The following is a 22,336-nucleotide window of genomic DNA, read 5'->3' on the forward strand; positions in this document are numbered from 1 at the left end:
CGCCCCGGAGTACCTGGTGCTCAGCTACGGCGATGGCGGCGACATGCCGGCCGTGCAGCTCTACGAGGGCTACTGCTACCAGGTCGCCCCGGCGCCGGGGCGCACGATCGACCGCGGCGCGGCCCGCGACTGCGACCAGGTCCACGTCAGCCAGGTCTTCCGGATCCTCGGGCCCTACGACGCCACCACCCCCGACCTCCCGCTGCCCGACCCGGCGGCCCTGCGTGCCTACGGCATCGAGGCGTGCCGGCTGCAGTTCGACGCCCTCGTCGTCGGCGACGACCGCGACCGGCTCGCGGTGACCGTCCTGGTGCCGAGCGCGGAGTCCTTCACCCACGACACGAGGTCCACCCCCGAGTCCGCCCCGGCATTCGGCCGCCGCGGCGTGCACTGCCTGCTCACCGCGGTCGACGGCAGCCAGCTCACCGGTTCCCGCCTGCGCGCCCCGTGATGGGATGACGGCGTGACCCACGCGAACGTCCGGCTCGTCGTCGACGCCCTGCGCCGCGGCGGCGCCGACCCCACCCGCATCGACCGCATGCGCGTCCTGCCCGACGCCGTCGCCACCGCCGCTGCCGCGGCCGCCGCGCTCGGCGTCGAGGTCGGCCAGATCGCGAACTCGCTGCTGTTCGCCGTGGTCCCGGAGACGGGCGAGCCCGAGCCGCTGCTCGTGCTGACCTCCGGCGCGCACCGCGTCGACACCGGCAAGGTGGCCGCCCTGGTCGGGGCCCGCGAGGTGAAGCGGGCCAAACCGGAGTTCGTCCGGGCGGCGACCGGGCAGGTGATCGGCGGGGTGGCGCCGGTGGGGCACCCGGCCCCGGTGCGGACGCTCGTCGACCGGGCCCTCGAGGCGTACGACGAGGTGTGGGCGGCCGGCGGAATCCCGCACGCGGTGTTCCCGACGACGTTCGCCGAGCTGGTGGCGGTGACCGGTGGGGAGCCGGCGGACGTGGCGTGACGCCCGCGCCCGCGCACCCCGTCGAGAACGAAGTCGTCGTGGGATGGACCGGTCCAAAACGACGGTAACGTCGTTCTCGACGGCGCGGCGGCGCGGGCTTACTCGCCGCGCAGGGCCCGGAGGGCGGCTTCCGTGCGGTCGCGCGCCTCGGCCTCGGACAGCCCGTCGACCGAGGAGATGAACGCGACGAAGACCTCGTGGTCGGGGGCGCTCCAGTTGAACACGCCGCCGTCGGCCGGGAACACCAGCTTGACCAGCGCGAGCGTCGACTGCGTCAGCTCGGTGTCGCCGCCGTCGGAGCCGAGCGCGGCGAGCATCCCGAACCAGGCGCCCAGCCGCCAGGTCAGCGCCTTGCCGAACGCGATGTTGAACGGGATGCCGATGATCGGGATGGACCCGATCGCCTTGTCCCACACCAGGTCCTGCACGAGGAACGCCACGTTCGGCTTGAGGTACTCCTGGGCGGCCTGCAGGGTGATCTCGCCGCGGCCGTAGATGCGCCGGATCTCGTTCCACAGGTCGACGTAGAAGGGGATCGCGGCGGCGTCGACCAGCAGGTTGACCCCGCCGCCGAACAGGCCGCTCGCGCCCTGGGCGATCGCGTTGCCGTTGGCGACGGTCCGGGTCTTCTCGTAGACGCGGGCGGCGCGCTCGTGCTTCGCGTGGTCGCCACCGGATGCGGGCGGCTCGGGCTCGGCAGACACCAACGGACTCCTTCGGGCTGGAGGGCCGGTGGCAGCGCGGGTCGACCTCGGCCTCGGTCACGACCCTACCGGCGTGACCGCCACCGACGGCCGAGCGCGCCGCCGGCTGCGGCGCCTCCACCACCCGTCGAACAGGCGGCCCCGTTCGGCACGCAGTGGTGGGCGCCGTCGGGTCGACGTCCAGCTCGGCCCGACCCGGCCCGTCGACGTCGCGTCCGTCCCCGAGCCGCCAGCGGGGCGCCGGTCAGCGCCGGACGGCGTACCGGACGTGCACGGCGTACGGGGAGTGGTGCACCGAGAGGATGTCGAGGTCGACGTCGTGGTCGAACCCCTCGAACAGCCGCTTCCCACGCCCCAGGACGACGGGCGCGGTGGTGATGCCGAGCTCGTCGACGACGCCGGCCGCGAGGGCCTGCCGGATGATGTCCGCGCCGCCGCCGATGGCGATGCCGCCGTCGCCGGCGTGCTCGCGGGCGGCGGCCAGCGCCGCGTCGAAGCCCTCGACCATCAGGAAGCCGGAGTCCGGATCGGGCTGGTCGGCGGTGCGGTGGGTCAGCACGACCATGGTGCCGCCGAAGGGGTTGCGCCCGCCCCAGGCGCCTGCGCAGTCGTACATGCCCCGCCCGCACACGCCGCCGGTCGTGCCGTCGAGCAGGGCGTCGTAGTAGGCGCGGTCCGCGTCGGTCATGCCGGCGCCGGGCTCGTGCTCGCTCGCGTAGGTCCAGGGGCCGCCCATCACCCAGTAGTGCAGCCGTTCCCCGCCGACGCCGAGGCCCTGGCCGGGGCGGTCGTCGGGGCCGGTGACGTAGCCGTCCAGGGAGACGGTGATGGCGGCCCTGACCGGGCCGCGGGCGTCCGTGCTCATCGGGATCCTCCTTCGGCGTGGCGATGCGGGTCAGACCGCCGGCCGGGCCCGGACTCATCGGCCGGTGGCGCCGTCGATCTGCTCGCGCAGGATGTCGGCGTGGCCCGCGTGCCGGCCGGTCTCCTCGATCATGTGCACGAGGAGCCAGCGCATCGACGGCGCCGCACCGCGCCGCGTCCGCGGGGCCGGCAGGGTGAGGTCCGAGTAGCCGGCGATGACCTCGTTCGCCCGCCGGACCGCGTCCCGGTAGTCGGCGAGCAGGTCCGCGGCCGTCTCCTCGGGCGCCACCCGCATCGTGGCGGCCCAGTCGCCGACGTCCTCGCCGAGGAAGTAGAAGCGCTCGACCGCGGTCAGGTGCTTGACCAGGCCGAGGACGCTGGTGCCCGACGCCACGCCGGCGGCCCGGATCCGTCCGTCCGGGGCGCCTTCCGACTTCCGCGCCACGGCCTCCCGCAGGTAGTCGAGGAAGCCCACGAGCGTGGTCCGCTCGTCGGCGTCGGTGCGAGGGGGGCGAGCGTCCATCCCGGGTGATCCTTCGCTGTCGGCGGTCGGACGGAGCACTGTCCCGTCACCGGCGGCCGAGCCGCAAGCACCGTTGCCGCAGCGGCAAACAAGGCGCGATGCGGGAGAGTTGCCAGGACGAGCGAGGGGGACGCGATGGGTCTGGACGTGCGGATGGTGCCGGTGCGGCTCGACAGCCCGGCGCTGCGCGCCATCCGGGACAGCGCCGACACCTGGGAGCAGGCCGACCTGCACCCGCCGTTCGGCTCCGGCGGGCGGGGCGAGCCGCTGCCGGCCGTCAACCGGGAGATCGCGGCGCAGGTGCCGGAGGGGTTCGGCACGTACCACCCGTTCCCGGGGCGCACCCAGGAGCAGGCGGAGTACCTGCTCGACCCCGCCGCTCGCGGCCGGTCGCGCAGCTACGAGGAACGCGAGCGCACGCCGGCCTACCGCGCCGTCTTCGGCGACGAGCGGTTCGCCGAGCACACCAGGTCGGGGCAGGGCATGCGCTGGCGGTGCTCGGGCTCCGGCTTCCTGGTCGAGGCGGCGGCCCGGATCGACGCGCTCGACGCCGTGGCACGGCGCGGGTTCACCGTCGCCGGGATGGTCGAGCTGGGCGTCTACAAGGTGCACCCGGACGCCGACGACGACGAGACCTTCGCCCTCGTGCTGGGCGAGCTCCGCGCACTCGCCCGCTGGTACCACCGGCTCGTCGACCGGGGGCTGGACGTCATCGTGATCGTCTACTGAGCTGGAGCAGGGACGGTGGGTGGAGCCCGGTGGTTGGCCGGCGGTGCCGATGCCCTCCGGGGGTCGTCGCAGGTTCGGGCGGGCGCTCGCAGCCCGCCGGCGCGCTGCGCGAACCCACCCGTGGCTGCGAGGACGCCGCCATCTCTGCGAGGACCCGCGGGGTCCCGTCGCGAAGCCGCCACGAGTCGGCGCGGCCCGCGTGGCACGCTCGGGGCATGGACCCGGACCTGCTCCTGGAGCTCCCGCCCACCTTCGACGACTCCGACGACCCGGAGGGGCAGGTCCACCCGATCGCCCGTCGGCTGTTCGCGGCGTCGTCGCCGGCCGGGGTGTTCGAGAAGGTCCGGCGCTGGCTCGAGGCGCACGAGGCGCACCACCCGCGGGTCCTCGACGTCACCTGGGACCAGCTCGACGACGAGAGCGAGCCCTACGCGCTGAGCGTCTACCTCACGTTCGACGTCGAGGAGCGGTAGCGCGCTCAGTCCGCTCACCCGGGCCGCGGACGCGCACGAGCTGACCGAGAGCGGCCCGCCCACGGCACGATGGTGCTGGTCAGCTAGCCGGCCCCGACGTCCACCGGCGCAGCTTCTCGGGGTTGCGCACCGCCCAGATGCGCGTGATCCGGTCGCCCGCGACGTCGAACGCCAGCACGGCGACGACGTCGCCGCCCCGCTCGGCCACCAGGCCGGGCTGCCCGTTGACCGTGCGCTCCCGGAACGCCATCCCGGCCACCCTGCCGGCGAGGTCGACGGCGTAGCGGGCGATCTGCTCGGGGCCCTCCAGCGGGTGGAGCACGGCGCTGACCAGGCCGCCGCCGTCGGCGACGACGGTGGCGCCGGGGTCGAGCAGGGCGACGAGGGCCTCGATGTCGCCGGCCTCCCAGGCGCGCTTGAAGTCCCCGACGACGGCGGCCCGCCGGGAGGCCGGCGCCCCCGCCGGCCGCGCGTCGCGGACGCGCCGGCGGGCCGAGGAGGCCAGCTGGCGGCAGGCCGCGGGGCTGCGACCGACGATCCCGGCGACATCGGCGAAGGGGTAGCCGAAGACGTCGTGCAGGACGAACGCGACCCGCTCGGCCGGGGTCATCGACTCGAGCACGACGAGGAACGCCATGCCGACCGACTCGTCGAGGGTGACCCGGTCGGCCGGGTCGGCGCTGCCCGCCTCGATCGGCCCGGGCAGCGGTTCGGGGACCCACGCGCCCACGTACCGCTCCCGCCGCGCGCGTGCCGAAGTCAGCAGGTCGAGGCAGATGCGGCTGGCGACCGTGGTCAGCCAGGCGCCCGGGGAGTCGACGGCCTCCCGCCGCTGCGGGGACATGGCGTACCAGCGGGCGTAGGTCTCCTGCACGACGTCCTCGGCGTCGGCGAGGGACCCCAGGAGTCGGTACGCGAGGCCGATCAGCTGCCGGCGCTCGCTCATGATCGCGTCCAGGCCCGGTTCGGACGGTGTGGTCACGGGGTCGTCGGCTCCCTCGCTCGCGGCTGCTCTCCCCGGTCCGACGACGCGGCGCGCCGGTCTGTGAGGTCGGGGCGGGCGCCTCACGTTCCGCGCGGCTGCGTCGTCGGGTCGTCGGAGCCCGGGGGAGCCCGGTCCCCGACCTCGAGAACGGAGCCCACCGTGTCCACCTCCACCTCCACGTCCACCTCCATGTCCGCGCGGGACGACGTCCGGTCCCGCCTGCCCGATCCCGGCCGGTTCTTCCCGCAGGTGGCGACGCTGGCCGGCGCCATGCACGAGGCCGTCCACAACGGCTCGATCCCGCCCACCACCATCGCCATCGCGCAACTGCGCGCCGGGCAGCTCGTCGGCAGCACCTACCACACCGTGCGCCAGACCGGCGCCCTGCGCGACGCCGGGGAGGCCGAGGAGCGCATCACCGCCGTCGCCTCGTGGCGGGACGCCCCGTGCTTCACCGACGCCGAGCGGGTCGCGCTGGCGCTGGTGGAGGCCGTGCTGACCGCGAACCCGCACGGCGAGCGCGTGCCCGACGCGCTGTTCGCCGAGGCGGCCGCCCACTACGACGAGCAGGCGCTGTGGACGCTCACGCTGGTGATCGCCCAGATCTGCTTCTTCGTCCCGGTCGCCCTCATCGCGAAGCCGATCCCCGGCAGGCCGCTGGGGCAGCACTACAGCGACTGACGCGCGGATGTCCGCCGCCCACGTCACGCTGACGATCGCCGCCGCGGTCCTCACCGGCAGCGCCGCCGTCTTCTACCTGATCGGCCACGACTACCCGAAGTCCCAGCTGGACATGAAGCGGCTGCCGCGGTCGTGCGGGCCGGTGCTGGGCGCGGTGCTCACCGCGGGTGCCGCGGGGCTGCTGGTCGGGTTCGTCGTGCCGCTGCTGGGCACGCTCGCCGCCGGTGGCCTGGTGCTGTACTTCGTCGGTGCGCTCGTCGCCCACCTGCGGGTGGGCTCGCGCCACCTGGTGGGGTGGGCGGTGTTCTTCGCCGTCACGGTCGCCGCGCTGGTCGTCGACCTCCTCCAGTACCGGTGAGCGCGTCCCGGCGGCGGTGGGCGCTGCCGTCGCCCGGGTCACTCGTCGGTCCACCCGGCTGTTCCCGGACCAGGGTCCGCACCACCTGGTGGCGGTGCGCACCGACGTGTCACGGGCCGGGGAGGTCCGCGACGCGCTGGACGCGCTGGACGCGCTGGACGCACTGGCCGCATCGGCCGCGGGCGACCCCCGCTGCGCAGGCACCCCGCGGATCCGCACGTCGGCCGACGGCGCCACCAGCACCTTCCGCATCGCGGTGCCGCACCCGGAGAACTCGTGGCGGCCGTCGACTCGGTTCGGCACCTGCGCACCGAACTCCTCCCCCGGGCGCTGGGCCGGGTGCCCGGCGTCGAGTACGCCGTCAGCGGCGAGATCGCCCGCGGCCTCGACTACTCCGCCTACCAGGGCGAGCGGATCCCGTGGGGCATCGGGTTCGTCTGCCTGGCGACGCTGCTGGTGACGGTGGCCGTGTTCGGCTCGGTGGTGCTGGCCGCTCTCGGGGTGGTGATCAACCTGGCTGCCGTGGTGGTCGCCGGGGCGTGCTGGCGGCGGTGTTCCAGCACGACTGGGCCGAGGGACTGCTCGGCTTCACCTCGCCCGGGTTCGTCGGGTCGCGGATGCCGCTGATGGTGTTCGCGATCCTGGTCGGGCTCTCGACCGACTACCAGATCTTCGTGGTGAGCCGCATCCGCGAGGCCGTGCGCGCGGGCGTTCCCACGCGGCGGGCCGTCGTCGAGGGCATCACCGGCACCGCGGGCACCGTCACCAGCGCCGCGGCGATCATGATCTCGGACTTCGCCGGGATCGTGCTCATCGACCGCATCGAGATGAAGGAGGTGGCCGTCGCGCTCACCACCGCGGTGCTTTTCGACGCGGTGGTGCTGCGGGTGCTCATCCTGCCCGCGGCGATGACGCTGCTCGGCGAGCGTGTCTGGTGGCCGAGCCGGCCCGGTTTGACCGGGCCCGCCGACGACGCTTTGCTCGGCCGATGGCGTTCGAGGTCCATCCCGTCACCCCGGACCGGGTCGACGACTTCGTCGCGGTGACGAACCCGAACCGGCGGGCCACCCACTGCTGGTGCCTGTCGCACCGGCTCGTCGCGAGCGAGGTCGAGGAACTGGGCGGCGGCGACCGGGAGACGGCGTTCCGCGCGCTCTGCGAGCGCCCGAACCCGCCCGGCGTGATCGGCTACGCCGACGGCGAGCCGGTCGGCTGGTGCAGCATCGGCCCGCGCGCGGAGAACACCCGGCTGAGCCGGTCGCGGCTGATCCGCCCCCTGGACGACCTCCCGGTCTGGAGCATCATCTGCGTCGTCATCCGCGGCGGCCACCGCAAGCGCGGCCACACGACACCGCTCATCGAGGGCGCCGTCGCGTACGCCGCGTCCCGGGGCGCCCCGGCCGTCGAGAGCTACCCGGTGGACGCCGAGGCGGGCCGGATCGACACGACGATGGCGTTCGTGGGCACCCGGGCCATGTTCGAGAAGGCCGGTTTCGCGGTGGCCGGCAGCACCGACGCGCTGGCCAGCAAGCTCCCGCGACTGGTGATGCGCCGCACGACCTGAGGCGGCGGACGAGCACGGCCCTGATCGTGCCTCACAGACGCATCCCCCGTGCGAGCTACGTGATCTGCGCACTCCGGAGGGACGTGCGCGGTGCTGCACCCCGTTAATTTCGCTTTCGTCGGGAAGCGGTCGGATGAATCGATCCGCGACCACACCCGAAAGCGATGCGGAGGATTCAGGAAATGGTGCGACCGAGCTTTTCCGGGCGGCGGGGGATCGCCGGGGTGTTGGTGGCGGTGGGGCTCGCGGGAGCCGCGCTGGCCGGCTGCGGCGCGGACGCCGACGACCCGTGGGACGACGAGGAGCGCGCCGCACCCGCCGCGGCGCTCACGTCCGCCGTCGCGCCCGCCCCCGCCGGCATCACGTGGGGCGCGTGCCCGCCGCCGGCCGAGGGCGCCGCCCGCGATCCCCGGTTGACCTGCGGGACGGTGCGGGTTCCCCTCGACCACCGCGATCCGGGCGGCCGGACGATCGACGTCGCGGTCTCGAAGCTGGCCACCGCGAAGCCCGGGGAGCGCCGCGGCGTCCTGGTGCTGAACCCGGGCGGGCCCGCCCTGGCCGGCCTGGACACGCCGGGCACGATGGCGCCGACCCTGCCGGCATCGGTGCTGGACGGCTACGACCTGGTCGGGTTCGACCCGCGCGGGGTGGGCAACAGCACCCCGCAGAGCTGCGGCCTGCCCGACCCGAGCGTCGCCGGGTTCTTCCCCTTCCCGGCCGCCGACGGCTCCATCACCGCGAACGTCGACCTCGCCCGGGCCGTCGCCGAGCGGTGCGCCTCGACCGCGGGCGCGGACCTGCGGTTCTTCACCACCGCCAACACCGCCCGCGACCTGGACCTCGTCCGTGAGGCGCTGGGCGAGCAGAAGATCTCGTACTGGGGGCAGTCCTACGGGACCTACCTCGGCGCGGTCTACAACGCGCTGTTCCCCGACCGCGCCGACCGCGTGGTGCTGGAGGGCAACGTCGACCCCACCGAGGTCTGGGCCGGCTCGGCCGCCGGATGGGGCAAGGGCATGGCGGAGCGGTTCCCCGACGCGGCCGCCGTCGCCGCGCAGGACGCCGCGCTCGGGCTGGGCGACAACGTCGACGAGGTCACCCGGACCTACCTGGCGCTGGCCGACCGCCTCGACCGCACCCCGGCCCCCGTCCCCGGGACGCCACTGGCGCTGAGCGGCGCGATGCTGCGCAGCGTCACCTACGGCCTGCTGCTGGACAACGAGACCCTGCCGCTGCTGGCCCGGTTCTGGAGCACCGCCGCCCACCTCGCGGACGGCACCCCCACCGAGGCCGACGCCGCCGTGCTGGAGCAGGTGTTCGCCGCTGCCCCGGCCGCCCCCGGCGTGCCCGCCGACAACCAGGCCACCATGTTCCTGGCGCTGACCTGCGGCGATGCCGAATGGTCCGACGACATCGACGGCTACGCCGCCCGCGTCGCCGCCGACCGGCGGGCCTGGCCGCTGACCGCGGGCATGCCGGTCGGGGTCTGGCCGTGCGCCTTCTGGAGCGAGCCGCTGGAGGCGCCGGTCGCGGTGACCGACGACGGCCCGCGCAACACCCTGGTCCTGCAGAACCGCCGCGACAACGCGACCCCGTGGGACGACGGCGTCGCGCTGCGCGAGGTCCTCGGCGACCGGGCCGGCTTCGTCGGCGTCGACAACGGCGGGCACTACGCCTACGGCCACGGCTCGGCCTGCGCCGACCGCGCCACGGTCGACTTCCTGACCACCGGGACGCTGCCCGACGAGGACGTCTACTGCACGGACGTCGCACAGCGCTGATCCGAGCCGGACGCTCCACCTCGACCAGGCCGCGGTCACCGCGCCGTCGACGGGCAGCACGGCCCGGGACCGGGTGGTATCGGTGGACGGGTCGTCGCCCGGTGGGAGCGGCTTGCCCGGCGAGCGCGGTGACCACCAGCGAGCGGATCGCCCGGCGCCTGCCCCCCGCGCCGGGTCCGCTACCGGAGGTGACGGCTCGGCCCGCTCGGAACACCGCCCCGCCCCCCACCGCCGGTCGGATCGATGAGCCGGCGCCGTCGACGCCGTCCTACCGGTGACAGGCCGACGAACCGAGGAGGTGCCCTGATGGGCGAGGTGGCTGCGAACCTGGCGATGTCGCTGGACGGCTTCATCGCCGACCCCGACGACGGCTGCGCGGAGCTGTTCGGCTTCTACGGCAGCGGAGACGTGCCGCTGGAGCTGAGCGCGGACTACCCCGAGCTGCGCGTCTCGCGGACGACCGCCGACCTGCTCACCGCGGCGATGGCCCGGTCCGGCGCGATGGTGGTGGGTCGGCGGCTCTACGACATCACCAACGGCTGGAACGGCCACCCCGGCGGCGAGGTGCCGATGGTCGTGCTCACCCACCGCCCGCCGGCGGACTGGCCGCGCGGCGGGGTGCCGATCCACTTCGAGACCTCGGTGGAGGCGGCCGTCGGGAAGGCCCGAGAGCTGGCCGGCGACCTCGACGTGAGCGTGGCCGGCGCGACCATCACCCGTGGCTTGCTGGACGCCGGCCTGCTGGACGTGATCCAGGTGAGCCTCGTGCCGGTGGTCCTCGGCGCCGGGATCCCCTGGCTGGCCGGCACCCGCGGCCCGGTGCGGCTGTCGGACCCCGAGGTGGTCGAGGACCGCGGTGTCACCCACCTGCGCTACGTCGTGCGCCGGTAGCCGCGGGGCGCGCCCGGTCATGTCGCGTCCCGGCGGTCGAGGGCGACCGTCGCGCCGCCGAGCGCGACGAGCACCCACACCGCCGCCGCCACGGCCGCGCCGGCCGGCGACAGCAGGTAGGGGTGGTCGCCGCCGGCGAGCTGCGGGGCCAGGTTCGGGATCAGGATCGACGCCAGCCGCAGGTGCAGGGCTGCGGGCAGCGCGTGCGCGAACATCGGTACCACCAGCACGAGAGCGCCCAGCGCCACCAGCGTCGCCGCGGTCGAGCGGAGCACGGCGCCCAGCCCGAGGGCCACCGCGCTGGTGGTCGTCACGACGACGGTGGCGCCGGCCACCATCGGGATCGCGTCGGTCCAGGCCGGCCAGGGGTTGAGCGGCGCGGGCCGGTTGCCCACCAAGAGGACGGCGCAGGCGAAGGACAGCAGGGCGAACAGCAACCCCGCCAGGGCACCCGCCGCGGCGGCGACCGTCGCCTTGGCGGCGAGCAGGAGCCGGCGCCGCGGCACCGCCAGGAGGCCGGGCCCGATGGAGCCGGTACCGAACTCGCTGGTGAACACCATGGCCCCGATCGACCCGACGAAGAAGGCGACGAGCGGCATGACCGCCACGGTGGGATCGGCGGCCTCGACGTCGGCACGCTCCGCCGCCGTCGCGTGGTCGAACTCCTGGACGGCCAGGGCCAGCACGGTCAGCCCGACGAGCGTCGCGGCCCCGGCGCAGGCCAGCAGCGCGTAGGTCGTGCGGACGGTCCGCAGCTTCAGCCACTCGGCGGCCACCGCGTCGCGGAACACCCGCGCCCGCGAAGGGCTCGGGATCGCCGAGCCGACGGTGTCGGTGGTGGTCGTGTCGGTAGCGGTCATCGTCGTGCCGCCTCTTCGGGGAGCGCCCGGTACCCGGCCGCGTCGCCGGTCATCTCCAGGTAGACCTCCTCGAGCGTGGCGCCGCGCGGCGTCAGCCCGTGCAGGGGGATCGCCGCCGCGGCGGCGGCGTCGCCGATGGCGGCCGCATCCACCCCGGCCGCCACGAGCGCGCCGGCACCGTCGGGGGTGACCGACGCCCCCAGGCTGGTCAGGAGGCGGGCGAGCTCCGCCGGCCGGGGAGAGCGCACCAGCACGTCGCGCTCGGCCCGGGCGCGCAGCTGCGCCGGCGACGCGTCGGCGATCAGCCGACCCCGGCCGATGACCAGCAGGTGGTCGGCGGTGAGCGCCATCTCGCCCATCAGGTGGCTGGACAGCAGGACGGTGCGGCCCTGCGCGGCCAGGGAGCGCAGCGTGGAGCGGATCCACCGGATGCCGGCCGCGTCGAGCCCGTTGGCCGGCTCGTCGAGCAGGACCACGGCCGGGTCGCCCAGCAGCGCCGCGGCGATCCCGAGGCGTTGGCGCATGCCCAGGGAGAACCCGCCCACCCGCCGGTGCGCCACCTCGGCCAGGCCGACCTGTTCCAGCACCGCAGCCACCCGGCCCCGACCGATGCCGTTGCTGCGGGCCAGGCAGACGAGGTGCTGGGCGGCGGTGCGGCCGGGGTGGGCGGCGTCGGCGTCGAGCACCGCGCCCACCTCGTGCATCGGCCGCCGCATCCGGGCGTACGGCCGGCCGCGGATCAGCGCTTCACCGGCCGTCGGGTGGTGCAGGCCGAGGATGATGCGCAACGCGGTGGACTTTCCGGCTCCGTTCGGGCCCAGAAAGCCGGTCACGACTCCCGGGCGCACCTCGAACGAGAGCTTGTCGAGCGCGAGCGTCGGCCCGTAGCGCTTGGTCAATCCCCTCACGGAAATCATGCGGGAATGGTCGCCGGGAGGGCCGGTGGTGCGCGTCTGACCGGAGTCGGATATTCCACGTCCTACCACGGTCAGACGCGCCGCGGGGGCTGCCCGGTATAGCGTCGCGGGGTGCCAGCGAAACCGTCCGGATTGCACCTGCGCGACGCCGCCGTGGCCGTCGCGCTGGCGTATCTGGCGGCCCACGCCGCGCTCGACCCACCCGGCCCGGCCTTCACCGGCCCGGCCTGGGCGGCGTGGCTGGCGGGCGCGGCGGTGGGGCTCCCGCTGGCGGTTCGCGGGCGGTGGCCGGTCCCGGTGCTGGCCTGGGTGGTGGCCGCCGCCGCGGTGGCGACCGCGCTCGGCGTCGTGGGGTTCGGGGCCATCTCCGCGACGTACGCGCCCGTCGCGGTGGCGCTCTACACCGTGGCCACCGCGTCCAGCCGCATCGCGGCGGGAGCCGGGCTGGTCGCCGGCCTGGTCGTGCCGGCCGTCGCGATCCCGTGGCTCTACGACCGGTCGTCGATCCTCGCCGCCGACGCCTCCGCCAGCGAGGTGCCGCTGTGGTGGCAGGTCGAGCTCGGCGTGGTCGTCGTGGTGACGACGGCCGCGTGGGCCGTGGGCTGGACGGTCCGCTGGCGCCGCAGCGTCCGCGCCGAGACCGACCGCAGGCTCACCGGCGACGCGGTGGCCGCCGAGCGGCTGCGGATCGCCCGCGAGCTGCACGACATCGTCGGCCACAGCATGAGCGTCATCCTGGTGAAGTCCACCGTGGCCAACCACATCGCCGACGAGCGACCGGCCGAGGCCCGCGACGCCCTGGTCACCATCGAGCGCACCAGCCGGGCCGCGCTCGTCGAGATCCGCAGGCTGCTCGGCGTGCTGCGGCCCGGGACCACCGCGGACGCCGGGGCGGACACCCGCCCTCCCGCCGCCTTCGCGCCCGCCCCCGGGCCCGCCGACCTGCCCGACCTCGCCGACCGGTTGCGCTCGCCCGGCCTCCGGGTCGAAGTGCGCACGGACGGCGTCGACGACCTGCCCGAAGCGGTCGGGCTGACCGTCTACCGGATCGTCCAGGAGGCGCTGACCAACGTGGTGAAGCACGCCGACGCCGGCTGCTGCCGGGTGACGGTGCGGGCAGCGGAGGGCGGCGTGCGCATCGAGGTCGTCGACGACGGCCGCGCGCCCCGGTCGTCGGCCCGGCGCCCGGCCGGGCAGGGCCTCATCGGCATGCAGGAGCGCGTCGCGGTCTACGGCGGCACCCTGAGCGCCGGGCCGCGGCCGGAGGGCGGGTTCCGGGTCGTCGCCGACGTGCCCTACGCCGTGGCGGAGCACCCCGCATGACACCCACGCCGTCCCCTGCGCCGTCCTCCGCGGACGTCGGCGTGCTCCTCGTCGACGACCAGCCCCTCATGCGGGAGAGCTTCCGGGCCCTGCTCGACGCGTCGCCGGGCTTCGTCGTCGTCGGCGAGGCCGGCACCGGCGCCGAGGCCGTGCGGTGCGCCCGCCAGCACCGGCCCGACGTGGTGCTGATGGACGTCCGGATGCCGGAGATGGACGGCATCGAGGCCACCCGGCGGATCTGCGCGGACCCGGAGACCGCGGCCGTGCGCGTCCTCATCCTCACCACGTTCGACCTGGACGACTACGTCTACGCCGCCCTGGAGGCCGGGGCCAGCGGGTTCCTGGTCAAGGACGCCACGGCGGCCGAGCTGCTGGCCGGCATCCGGGTCGTCGCGGCGGGCGAGGCGCTGCTGGCGCCGCGGGTCACCCGGCGGCTGATCGAAGCGTTCGCCGGGCGGGCCCGGCCCGCCCGCGGCGCGCGCGCCGCCCTGGACGGCGTCACCGAGCGGGAGCGCGAGGTGCTCACCCTGATCGCCCGCGGGCTGTCCAACACCGAGCTCGCGGAGCACCTGCACGTCACCGTCGGGACCGTGAAGACCCACATCGGGCGCCTGCTCAGCAAGCTCGGCGCGCGCGACAGGGCACAGCTGGTGATCACCGCCTACGAGACGGGCCTGGTGACGCCGTCGCCGCGCGGAGCCGGCGCCGTGCGTGACGACGGCCGGGACCACACCACGTGAGGGACGGTGCTCCGACGTGACAGCCGGCCGGGGCTCGTCGCCGAGCGCTCCGACCTCGGGTGAGCGGGAGACCTGCGTTTATTCCGACCGGGGCGCCCGCGGGTCGTGATCGTAGCCACGCCGGGGGAGTCGACCGGGGCCGTCGCGGAGACCTAGTGTTCGGGTCATGGTCGACCTGCCGCCGCCCGCGGTTCCGCAGTCCGCCACCGTCCCGACGGACCCGACCCCGACCGACTCGGCGATGCGCCGCGCGCTGCGACGCGCGCGCGACGGAGCAGCACTCGACGTCGTCGAGGCGGCGGTGCTGATGAGCGCGCGGGGGGAGCACCTCGACGAGCTGCTGGGGGTCGCCTCCCGCGTGCGCGACGCCGGCCTGGTCGCCGAGGGCCGCCCGGGGGTCGTGACCTACTCGCGCAAGGTCTTCATCCCGCTCACCCGGCTCTGCCGCGACCGCTGCCACTACTGCACGTTCGCGACGGTCCCGCACCGGTTGCCGGCCGCGTTCCTGGAACGCGACGAGGTGCTGGAGATCGCCAGGGCCGGGGCGGCGCAGGGCTGCAAGGAGGCGCTGTTCACCCTGGGCGACCGCCCGGAGGACCGCTGGCCCGCGGCCCGGCAGTGGCTCGACGAGCGCGGCTACGACTCCACGTTGGACTACGTGCGCGCCTGCGCGATCGCCGTGCTGGAGGAGACCGGGCTGCTGCCGCACCTCAACCCCGGGGTGCTGAGTTGGGCCGAGCTGACCAGGCTCAAGCCGGTCGCGCCGAGCATGGGGATGATGCTGGAGACCACCGCCGAGCGGTTGTGGAGCGAGCCGGGCGGGCCGCACTACGGCAGCCCCGACAAGGACCCCGCCGTCCGGCTGCGCACGCTGACCGACGCCGGCCGGGTGGGCGTCCCGTTCACCACGGGCATCCTGATCGGCATCGGGGAGACCCGCACCGAGCGGGCGGAGTCGCTGTTCGCGATCCGGTCGGCGGCCCGCGCGCACGGGCACGTCCAGGAAGTCATCGTGCAGAACTTCCGGGCCAAGCCCGACACGGCGATGCGCAACGAGCCCGACGCGTCGCTGACCGAGCTGGCCGCGACCATCGCCGTCGCCCGGCTGGTGCTCGGTCCGGGGATGCGCCTGCAGGCCCCGCCGAACCTGGTGGGCGAGGAGTTCGCGCTGATGCTGCGGGCCGGCATCGACGACTGGGGCGGCGTCTCCCCGGTCACCGCCGACCACGTCAACCCGGAGCGCCCGTGGCCGGCGATCGACGAGCTGGCCACCCGGTCGGCCGCGGCCGGGTTCCGGCTGCGCGAGCGCCTCACCGCCTACCCGCGCTACGTCAAGGCCGGTTCGCCGTGGATCGACACCCGGCTGCACGCGCACGTCGACGCGCTCGCCGAGCCCGGCACGGGCCTGGCCGACGAGGGCGCCGAGGTGGTCGGGCGGCCGTGGCAGGAGCCCGACGGCGGGTTCGCCTCCAGCGGCCGCACCGACCTGCACACCGCGATCGACGACGAGGGCCGCACGGAGGACCGCCGCGGCGACTTCGACTCCGTCTACGGCGACTGGGACGCCCTGCGCGACGAGCTGGCCGCCAGCCGGCAGGCCGCTCCCGAGCGCCTGGACTCCGACGTCCGCGCCGGCCTGCGGCTGGCCGGGTCCGACCCGGCCGCGCTGCTCGACCCGGCCAACGGCACCGCCGCGCTGGCCCTGATCCTCGCCGACGGCCCGGCGCTTGAGGAGCTGACCGGGCTGGCCGACGCCCTGCGCGCCGAGGTCGTCGGCGACGACGTCACCTACGTCGTCAACCGCAACATCAACTTCTCGAACGTCTGCTACGTGGGCTGCCGCTTCTGCGCCTTCGCCCAGCGCGAGCGCGACGCCGACGCGTTCCGGCTCTCGCTCGACGAGGTCACCGCGCGGGCAGTGGAGGCGGCCGCCGACGGCGCCACCGAGATCTGCGTGCAGGGCGGCATCGACCCGCAGCTGCCGGTCAGCTTCTACGCCGACCTGGTCCGCTCGGTGAAGGCGGCCGTGCCCGACATGCACGTGCACGCCTTCTCCCCGATGGAGATCGTCAGCGCCTCGGCCAAGGCCGGCGTGTCGGTGCGGGAGTGGCTCACCGAGCTGCGCGACGCCGGGCTCGGCTCGATCCCCGGCACGGCGGCCGAGATCCTCGACGACGAGGTCCGCTGGGTGCTGACCAAGGGCAAGCTGCCGGCCGCGCAGTGGATCGAGGTGGTCAGCACCGCGCACGAGCTGGGCATCGCGTCCTCGTCGACGATGATGTACGGCCACGTCGACGAGCCCCGGCACTGGCTGGGCCACCTGCGCACGCTCGCCGAGGTCCAGGACCGCACCGGCGGGTTCACCGAGTTCGTGCCGCTGCCGTTCGTGCACCAGCACGCCCCGATCTACCTGGCCGGCCTCGCCCGCCCGGGCCCCACCGAGCGCGACAACCGCGCGGTGCACGCGTTCGCCCGGCTCGCCCTGCACGGGCGCATCGACCACATCCAGTGCTCGTGGGTGAAGCTCGGCGACGACCTGGCCGCGCGGATCCTGCGCGGCGGCGCCGACGACATGGGCGGCACGCTGATGGAGGAGACGATCAGCCGGATGGCCGGCTCGGAGAACGGCTCCGCGCGGTCGGTGGCCGAGCTGACGACGATCGCGGCCGCCGCCGGGCGGCCCGTCCGCCAGCGCACCACCACCTACCGCGGCGAGCCGACCCAGGTCCGCCCCGCCGCCCCCACCCCCCGCCTCCTCCCGCTCGCCCCCGCCTGACCGCCACGGCGTGGGTGAGGGCGTGCGGTCGGGTCCGCTCATCGGCGCCGGGGCGTGCGGCGCCGGGCGAGGGCGCGGCGGTGGAGCGAGCGGAGGCGCCGGGCCCCGGGGTGCAGCCGGCGCCCCCGCTCGGGCTCGGGGTGGTCCACCGGGGCGGGGCCGGTCGGCGTCCAGCACAGCGGGCAGCGCCGCCCACCCGGCACCGACAGCGCCGCGGGCAGGACCAGCCGGCCGCACACGGCGGTGTAGCGGCCGTCGACGCAGGTGGCCAGGACGCGCTCGGGGACCAGGTGTTCGAGCCCGTCGAGGCAGGTGAGGGGCACCCGGCCGGGCGGGCCCGTGGTGGACATCGCAGGAGACGACCCTTCGCGGCGAGCGGTTCCGGGGCGAGGCCGGCCGGGTGGTCACGGGGGCCGCCGGCCTCGCCGCAGCTAACCTGACGTGTTCGACCGCTCACCGGTAGCTTCGTTTTGCGAACGTCGACCGCCCATGATCGACGTGGGACGTTCGGGACGTGGACACCACGAAGGGCAGCGCCAGCCTCGTCCGCCGCCAGCTCGGCCGCAGGCTGCGGATGTACCGCGAAGAGGCGGGGAAGAACCAGGACGACGTGGTCGAGGCGAACGTCGCCGGCCGGACCAAGATCTGGCAGATCGAGACGGGCAAGATCGCCGTCCGGCCGGGCGACGTGCTGGCACTGGCCCGGCTGTACGGCGTCCCGGCGGCCGAGACCGACGAGCTGCTGGCGCTGGCCGACGCGAGCCGCTCGACGGGTTACACCGCGGAGTTCGGGTCGGGAGTGCCGGACTCGTTCGGCTTCTTCGCGGATCTGGAGGCTGGTGCTGCGGCCCTGATCACCTACAACTCGGAACTGGTCACCGGGCTGCTGCAGACCGAACGGTACGCCCGAGCGACCGTGAGGGCTGGCCGATCTCTGACCGCGTCGGCGGTCGAAGAGCGGGTCGCCTTCCGCATGAAGCGCCAACGCGCCTTCTTCGAGCGCGCGAAGCCCCGCCGTCTGGACGTCGTTCTGAGTGCCGGCGCACTGCGGGTGCGGGTAGGGTCACCGGCGGTCATGGAGGAACAGATCGCCCACCTGCGGGCGATCGGCGACAGGGATGGTGTCAGCGTTCGCGTCCTGCCGTTCGAGAACGGCCTGCACGCTGCGATGAACGGTCCGTTCACGATCCTCGACTTCGACGATCCGGACGATCCGTCGGTAGTCCGCCTCGAGAGCGTCGTGGGGACCAGGTACATCGAGCGGCCCAAGCACGTCGGCGAGTTCCGTGCCGCGTTCGAGGACGTACGCGCACAGGCCATCCCGGTGAGGGAGTACCGGGAATGAGCGAGACCCCCTGGATCAAGGCGTCGGCGAGTTCCGGCAACAGCCCGGACTGCGTCGAGATGCGTCGCCACGACGGCATGGTCGAGGTCCGCGACTCGAAGGACCCGCACGGCCCCGTCCTGCGCCTCCGCGCCGCCGAGTTCGCCGCGTGGCTGGACGGCGCCCGCTCCGGCGAGTTCGACCACCTCGCCTGAGCAGCGGCCGTTCGGTCGCGAGGCACCCTCAGGTCAAGCCGGCGATGATCTCCGCGACCCGGGCGGGCTGCTGGGCGTGCAGGTCGTGGTCGTCGCCGGGGAACTCCACCAGCTCGCCGTCCGCCAGGGCGGCGACGGCCTCGGCGACCTGCTGGCGCTTGCGCGGCGGGCCGGTGGCGGAGAAGACGGCGAGCAGTCGGACCGGGCAGCGGACCAGGCCGTACAGCGCCCGCGGCCGGTGGCGCAGCATGCTGCCGAGGATGGCGCGGTGCCGCTCGCGGTCCAGCCATGGCGTGACCGCGCCGTCCTCGCGCTCGCGCAGGTTGCCCATCGCGGCCTCGACCGCGGCCTCGGTCCAGCCCGGGTGGCCCTCGCGCAGGCTCGCGCGCAGCGCCGCGGCGCCGACCCCGTCGAACCGGGGCGGGGCGAGCATCCCCCACGCGTCGTCCAGGGTCGGCCACTGGTCGCCCAGGTGCAGCCACCCGCCCTCCACCAGCGCCAGTCCGTGGACGAGGTCGGGGCGGTCGGTGGCGAGCTGCAGGGCGACGTTGGCGCCCCACGAGTGACCGGCCACGACCGGCGCCGACCAGCCGAGGTCGGTGCAGACGGCGTCCAGGTCCTGCGCCGCGGTCCGGGTGGGGTCGGTGGGCGGCGCGTCCGGGTCGTCGGTGTCGGTGTCGGGGACGTCGGCGGACGCGCCGTGCCCGCGCAGGTCGACCGCGAGCACCGGGTGCCCGGCGGCGGCGAGGTGTCCGGCGACGCCGTCCCACAACCGGGCGTTGGACGAGAGCCCGTGCACGAGCACCACCGGTCGGGCCGAGCCGTCGGGCCAGGACCGGGCGCTGAGCGCCACCGGCCCGGCGTCCACTGCGATCACTTCGGGCCGGTCCACGAGCGGACAGCCTATGGACCGTCCGGTCAGGCCGCCGCGTGCGGGACCTCGTCCGCCGCCCGCCCGCCGCTTTCCTGACCTCAGGGGGTGTGGGACGCGGGGGGTAGCGTGAGCGGCATGGGCGTGCTGGGCGAGATGTTCCCCGGGCCGAAGATCCGCGACGAGGCGTCGGAGGACGGCGACGGCGAGCAGCCGTGGCGGCTGGGCCCGATCGACCTGGACAGCAACACGGTCGTGCTGCACCGCGACGACACCACGCCCTCGGTCGGCGTGCCCGTGGGTTCGGCGGTGCCCGCCGACAACAGTGGCGACGACAGCGACGACGACAGCGACGACAACAGTGACGATGTCGAGCGGGGCCGGGCGCAGCGGGGCTGAAACAATCGGGGGCATGACCGCCGCCTCCGATCGCCGTCCTCGGGTGCTCTCCGGCATCCAGCCGACCGCGGACTCGTTCCACCTGGGCAACTACCTCGGCGCGGTCCGCCAGTGGGTCGGCCTGCAGGACGACCACGACGCCTTCTACTTCGTGCCCGACCTGCACGCGATCACCGTCGAGCACGACCCGAAGACGCTGGCCCACCGCACCCGCAACGCGGCAGCGCAGCTGCTGGCGCTGGGGCTCGACCCGGACCGCTGCACGGTGTTCGTCCAGTCGCACGTGCCCGAGCACGCCCAGCTGGCGTGGGTGCTGGGCTGCATCACCGGGTTCGGCGAGGCCGGCCGGATGACCCAGTTCAAGGACAAGGCGTCGAAGCAGGGCGCCGACCGGGCCACGGTGGGCCTGTTCACCTACCCGATCCTGCAGGCCGCCGACATCCTGCTCTACCAGCCCGACCGGGTGCCGGTGGGCGAGGACCAGCGCCAGCACGTGGAGCTGACGCGCGACCTGGCGCAGCGGTTCAACTCGCGGTTCGGGCGCACGTTCGTCGTCCCGGAGCCCTACATCCTCACCGGCGCGGCCAAGATCCAGGACCTGCAGGACCCGTCGGCGAAGATGAGCAAGTCGAGCTCCAGCCCGGCGGGCATCGTCGACCTGCTCGACGACCCGAAGGCCTCGGCCAAGAAGATCCGCTCCGCGGTCACCGACACCGAGCGGGAGATCCGCTACGACCCGGTGGCCAAGCCCGGGATCTCGAACCTGCTGACGATCTACGCCGCGCTCACCGAGCGGAAGGTCTCCGAGCTGGAGGCCGAGTACGCCGGGCGCGGCTACGGCGACCTGAAGAAGGACCTGGCAGACGTAGTGGTGGCGTTCACTACTCCGCTCGCCGAACGGGTACGGCTCTACCTGGACGATCCCGCCGAGCTCGACCGGATCCTCGCCCGCGGTGCCACCCGGGCGCGTGAGGTCTCCAGCGCGACGTTGGCCGCCGTCCACGACAGGATCGGGTTCTTGCCGCCGACGTAGAGGGGTGACCAGCGTGTCCGCACCCGCCGTTGCTGATCAGCAGGATGACCAGAAGGACGGTGGGGCGGACGGGGGTCCGTCCAGGCTGGAGCGGTTGCGGGCGAAGTACGCCTGGCTCGACCACATGGTGAAGGCGGGCGGGCGCTACTCCGAACGCCACGGCGACCACTACGCCGCGGCGATCACGTTCTTCTCCGTGCTGTCCCTGGTGCCACTGATCATGGTGGCGTTCGCGGTGGCCGGGTACGTGCTGTTCTTCAACCCCGAGCTGCTCGACGAGCTGAAGGACTCCATCGCGGAGAACGTGCCGGGCAGCCTGGCCGGCACCATCAACCCGATCATCGACCAGGCCATCGAGCAGCGGAGCAGCGTCGGCCTGTTCGGCCTGCTCGGCGCGCTCTACTCGGGGGTCGGGTGGATGTCGAACCTGCGCGAGGCGCTGTCGGAGCAGTGGGCGCAGGTCCCGGAGACGCCGGCCATGCTCAAGCGGCTGCTGTTCGACCTGCTGGCGCTGGGCGGCCTGGGGCTCGCGCTCGTCGGCTCGTTCGGCATCACCGGGTTCGCCTCCGGCTTCGCCACCGACGTGCTCAACATCTGGGGCTTCGGCGACCAGGTGTGGGCGCAGGTCGCGCTGCGCGTGCTGGGGATCGTGCTCGGCATCACGGCGAACTGGCTGATCTTCCTGTGGGTCATCGCCCGGCTGCCGCGCGAGCACGCCACGCTGCGCAGCGCGGCGAAGGCCGCCCTCCTCGGCGCGGTCGGCTTCGAGATCCTCAAGCAGGTCATGACCATCTACCTGACGTCGGTGACCAGCTCGCCCAGCGGGGCGATCTTCGGGTCGTTCCTGGGCCTGCTGGTGTTCGTGTTCTTCGCCTCGCGGTTCGTGCTGTTCGTGACGGCGTGGGCGGCCACGGCCAAGGAGAACGAGCAGCCCGAGGAGGTCCCGGTCCCGGGGCCGGCGGTGATCCACCAGGAGGTCGAGGTGCGGTCGGGCCCGAGCACCGGGACCGCGGCCGGGCTGCTGGGCGCCGGCCTGATCGGCGGCCTGCTGGGCGGCCGCCTCCTGCTCGGCCGCCGGCGCTGACACGGGGGGTCTTCGCAGGGGCAGTGTGGTCGGCGCAGAGTGCACAGCACCTGCGAGGACTACGGGGACCCTGCGAAGACGGCGTCGACCCCGCCGCGGCGAGCCGGCGAGCGACGACCGGTGAACGTGCGTGGCCACCGCGCTAGCGCGGCCCCCGCCGCGGCCTGCGCTTCGTGGCGACCAGCGTCGCCAGCAGGGCGACCGCGGCCAGCCCGGCGAGGCTGCCGAGCAGGCCGAGCACCGCGCCCGCCGACATCCCGGTCGCCGGCTCGGCCTGGCGGGC

27 protein-coding genes are annotated in these 22,336 nt (G+C 74.6%); 19 read left to right on the forward strand and 8 right to left on the reverse strand.

Annotation, left to right across the window (positions count from 1 at the left end):
* Positions 1–451 (forward strand): hypothetical protein (locus KIK08_RS26105; protein WP_214405899.1); only part of this gene is annotated, 451 nt, incomplete at its 5' end.
* A 12-nt stretch (positions 452–463) separates the two neighbouring features.
* Complete coding sequence (locus KIK08_RS26110) at positions 464–958, forward strand: YbaK/EbsC family protein (RefSeq protein ID WP_408004724.1); 495 nt, start codon at positions 464–466, stop codon at positions 956–958.
* 98 nt (positions 959–1,056) lie between these two features.
* On the opposite strand, the gene KIK08_RS26115 is transcribed toward KIK08_RS26110, so the two are convergent.
* The 3 genes from KIK08_RS26115 to KIK08_RS26125 all read right to left on the reverse strand — a co-directional run bounded on the left by KIK08_RS26115 (position 1,057) and on the right by KIK08_RS26125 (position 3,049).
* A complete protein-coding gene (locus tag KIK08_RS26115) occupies positions 1,057–1,662 on the reverse strand; it encodes a hypothetical protein (protein ID WP_214405900.1) in 606 nt (201 codons plus the stop codon).
* 244 nt (positions 1,663–1,906) lie between these two features.
* Entirely contained in the window at positions 1,907–2,527 is a 621-nt protein-coding gene (locus KIK08_RS26120) for a dihydrofolate reductase family protein (protein ID WP_214405901.1), read from the reverse strand.
* 54 nt (positions 2,528–2,581) lie between these two features.
* On the reverse strand, positions 2,582–3,049 hold the full coding sequence (locus KIK08_RS26125; protein ID WP_214405902.1) for a DinB family protein: 468 nt from the start codon (positions 3,047–3,049) through the stop codon (positions 2,582–2,584).
* A 135-nt stretch (positions 3,050–3,184) separates the two neighbouring features.
* Here KIK08_RS26125 and KIK08_RS26130 point away from each other — a divergent pair, with 135 nt between their 5' ends.
* Positions 3,185–3,778, forward strand: coding sequence for a YfbM family protein (locus tag KIK08_RS26130; RefSeq protein WP_214405903.1), 594 nt, complete (start codon positions 3,185–3,187; stop codon positions 3,776–3,778).
* A 215-nt stretch (positions 3,779–3,993) separates the two neighbouring features.
* The gene (locus KIK08_RS26135) at positions 3,994–4,251 is read left to right on the forward strand and encodes a hypothetical protein (protein ID WP_214405904.1); all 258 of its coding nucleotides are present in this window, start codon (positions 3,994–3,996) and stop codon (positions 4,249–4,251) included.
* 79 nt (positions 4,252–4,330) lie between these two features.
* On the opposite strand, the gene sigJ is transcribed toward KIK08_RS26135, so the two are convergent.
* Complete coding sequence (gene sigJ, locus KIK08_RS26140) at positions 4,331–5,233, reverse strand: RNA polymerase sigma factor SigJ (RefSeq protein WP_308257896.1); 903 nt, start codon at positions 5,231–5,233, stop codon at positions 4,331–4,333.
* A gap of 162 nt (positions 5,234–5,395) precedes the next feature.
* Here sigJ and KIK08_RS26145 point away from each other — a divergent pair, with 162 nt between their 5' ends.
* From KIK08_RS26145 to KIK08_RS26175, 7 genes are all read left to right on the forward strand, one after another.
* Positions 5,396–5,917 carry a carboxymuconolactone decarboxylase family protein gene (locus KIK08_RS26145; RefSeq protein WP_308257897.1) on the forward strand — a complete coding sequence of 174 codons (522 nt, stop codon included), beginning with the start codon at positions 5,396–5,398 and terminating at the stop codon, positions 5,915–5,917.
* A 7-nt stretch (positions 5,918–5,924) separates the two neighbouring features.
* A complete protein-coding gene (locus tag KIK08_RS26150; protein ID WP_214405905.1) occupies positions 5,925–6,275 on the forward strand; it encodes a DoxX family protein in 351 nt (116 codons plus the stop codon).
* A gap of 276 nt (positions 6,276–6,551) precedes the next feature.
* Positions 6,552–6,902: a hypothetical protein gene (locus KIK08_RS26155; protein ID WP_214405906.1), complete on the forward strand. Its 351-nt coding sequence runs from the start codon at positions 6,552–6,554 to the stop codon at positions 6,900–6,902.
* Entirely contained in the window at positions 6,815–7,321 is a 507-nt protein-coding gene (locus KIK08_RS26160) for an MMPL family transporter (RefSeq protein ID WP_214405907.1), read from the forward strand. Before KIK08_RS26155 ends, KIK08_RS26160 begins: the two co-directional genes overlap by 88 nt.
* Positions 7,264–7,839: a GNAT family N-acetyltransferase gene (locus KIK08_RS26165; RefSeq protein WP_214405908.1), complete on the forward strand. Its 576-nt coding sequence runs from the start codon at positions 7,264–7,266 to the stop codon at positions 7,837–7,839. The genes KIK08_RS26160 and KIK08_RS26165 overlap by 58 nt, the downstream gene beginning before the upstream one ends.
* 182 nt (positions 7,840–8,021) lie before the next feature.
* Positions 8,022–9,620, forward strand: coding sequence for an alpha/beta fold hydrolase (locus KIK08_RS26170; RefSeq protein WP_250557840.1), 1,599 nt, complete (start codon positions 8,022–8,024; stop codon positions 9,618–9,620).
* A 306-nt stretch (positions 9,621–9,926) separates the two neighbouring features.
* A complete protein-coding gene (locus tag KIK08_RS26175; protein WP_214405910.1) occupies positions 9,927–10,511 on the forward strand; it encodes a dihydrofolate reductase family protein in 585 nt (194 codons plus the stop codon).
* A gap of 17 nt (positions 10,512–10,528) precedes the next feature.
* On the opposite strand, the gene KIK08_RS26180 is transcribed toward KIK08_RS26175, so the two are convergent.
* A complete protein-coding gene (locus KIK08_RS26180; protein WP_214405911.1) occupies positions 10,529–11,371 on the reverse strand; it encodes an ABC transporter permease in 843 nt (280 codons plus the stop codon).
* The gene (locus KIK08_RS26185) at positions 11,368–12,288 is read right to left on the reverse strand and encodes an ABC transporter ATP-binding protein (RefSeq protein WP_214405912.1); all 921 of its coding nucleotides are present in this window, start codon (positions 12,286–12,288) and stop codon (positions 11,368–11,370) included. The genes KIK08_RS26180 and KIK08_RS26185 overlap by 4 nt, the downstream gene beginning before the upstream one ends.
* A 111-nt stretch (positions 12,289–12,399) precedes the next feature.
* Between KIK08_RS26185 and KIK08_RS41160 the strand changes: the two genes are divergently transcribed.
* The 3 genes from KIK08_RS41160 (at position 12,400) to KIK08_RS26200 (ending at position 17,127) form a co-directional block, all read left to right on the forward strand.
* Positions 12,400–13,611 (forward strand): sensor histidine kinase, encoded by a 1,212-nt coding sequence (locus tag KIK08_RS41160; RefSeq protein WP_214405913.1) that lies wholly within the window; start codon positions 12,400–12,402, stop codon positions 13,609–13,611.
* Positions 13,608–14,351, forward strand: coding sequence for a response regulator (locus KIK08_RS26195; protein ID WP_214405914.1), 744 nt, complete (start codon positions 13,608–13,610; stop codon positions 14,349–14,351). Before KIK08_RS41160 ends, KIK08_RS26195 begins: the two co-directional genes overlap by 4 nt.
* Before the next feature lie 166 nt (positions 14,352–14,517).
* Positions 14,518–17,127, forward strand: coding sequence for a bifunctional FO biosynthesis protein CofGH (locus KIK08_RS26200; protein ID WP_214405915.1), 2,610 nt, complete (start codon positions 14,518–14,520; stop codon positions 17,125–17,127).
* 38 nt (positions 17,128–17,165) lie between these two features.
* On the opposite strand, the gene KIK08_RS26205 is transcribed toward KIK08_RS26200, so the two are convergent.
* On the reverse strand, positions 17,166–17,477 hold the full coding sequence (locus KIK08_RS26205; protein WP_214405916.1) for a hypothetical protein: 312 nt from the start codon (positions 17,475–17,477) through the stop codon (positions 17,166–17,168).
* A gap of 164 nt (positions 17,478–17,641) precedes the next feature.
* Between KIK08_RS26205 and KIK08_RS41920 the strand changes: the two genes are divergently transcribed.
* Together KIK08_RS41920 and KIK08_RS26215 are read left to right on the forward strand one after the other, a co-directional pair.
* Positions 17,642–18,472, forward strand: coding sequence for a helix-turn-helix domain-containing protein (locus tag KIK08_RS41920; RefSeq protein ID WP_214405917.1), 831 nt, complete (start codon positions 17,642–17,644; stop codon positions 18,470–18,472).
* The gene (locus KIK08_RS26215; protein WP_214405918.1) at positions 18,469–18,666 is read left to right on the forward strand and encodes a DUF397 domain-containing protein; all 198 of its coding nucleotides are present in this window, start codon (positions 18,469–18,471) and stop codon (positions 18,664–18,666) included. The genes KIK08_RS41920 and KIK08_RS26215 overlap by 4 nt, the downstream gene beginning before the upstream one ends.
* Positions 18,667–18,694: 28 nt before the next feature.
* On the opposite strand, the gene KIK08_RS26220 is transcribed toward KIK08_RS26215, so the two are convergent.
* The gene (locus tag KIK08_RS26220) at positions 18,695–19,558 is read right to left on the reverse strand and encodes an alpha/beta fold hydrolase (protein WP_214405919.1); all 864 of its coding nucleotides are present in this window, start codon (positions 19,556–19,558) and stop codon (positions 18,695–18,697) included.
* A gap of 117 nt (positions 19,559–19,675) precedes the next feature.
* Here KIK08_RS26220 and KIK08_RS26225 point away from each other — a divergent pair, with 117 nt between their 5' ends.
* Genes KIK08_RS26225 through yhjD form a run of 3 tightly spaced genes read left to right on the forward strand, consistent with a single transcriptional unit; the run spans position 19,676 to position 22,053 of the window.
* Entirely contained in the window at positions 19,676–19,936 is a 261-nt protein-coding gene (locus tag KIK08_RS26225) for a hypothetical protein (RefSeq protein ID WP_214405920.1), read from the forward strand.
* A 13-nt stretch (positions 19,937–19,949) separates the two neighbouring features.
* Complete coding sequence (gene trpS / locus KIK08_RS26230; protein ID WP_214405921.1) at positions 19,950–20,969, forward strand: tryptophan--tRNA ligase; 1,020 nt, start codon at positions 19,950–19,952, stop codon at positions 20,967–20,969.
* Between the two features lie 13 nt (positions 20,970–20,982).
* Positions 20,983–22,053 carry an inner membrane protein YhjD gene (yhjD, locus tag KIK08_RS26235; RefSeq protein WP_308257898.1) on the forward strand — a complete coding sequence of 357 codons (1,071 nt, stop codon included), beginning with the start codon at positions 20,983–20,985 and terminating at the stop codon, positions 22,051–22,053.
* The last annotated feature ends 283 nt before the right edge of the window (positions 22,054–22,336 follow it).

It is taken from the genome of Pseudonocardia lacus (assembly GCF_018531445.1).
Classification (GTDB): domain Bacteria; phylum Actinomycetota; class Actinomycetes; order Mycobacteriales; family Pseudonocardiaceae; genus Pseudonocardia; species Pseudonocardia lacus.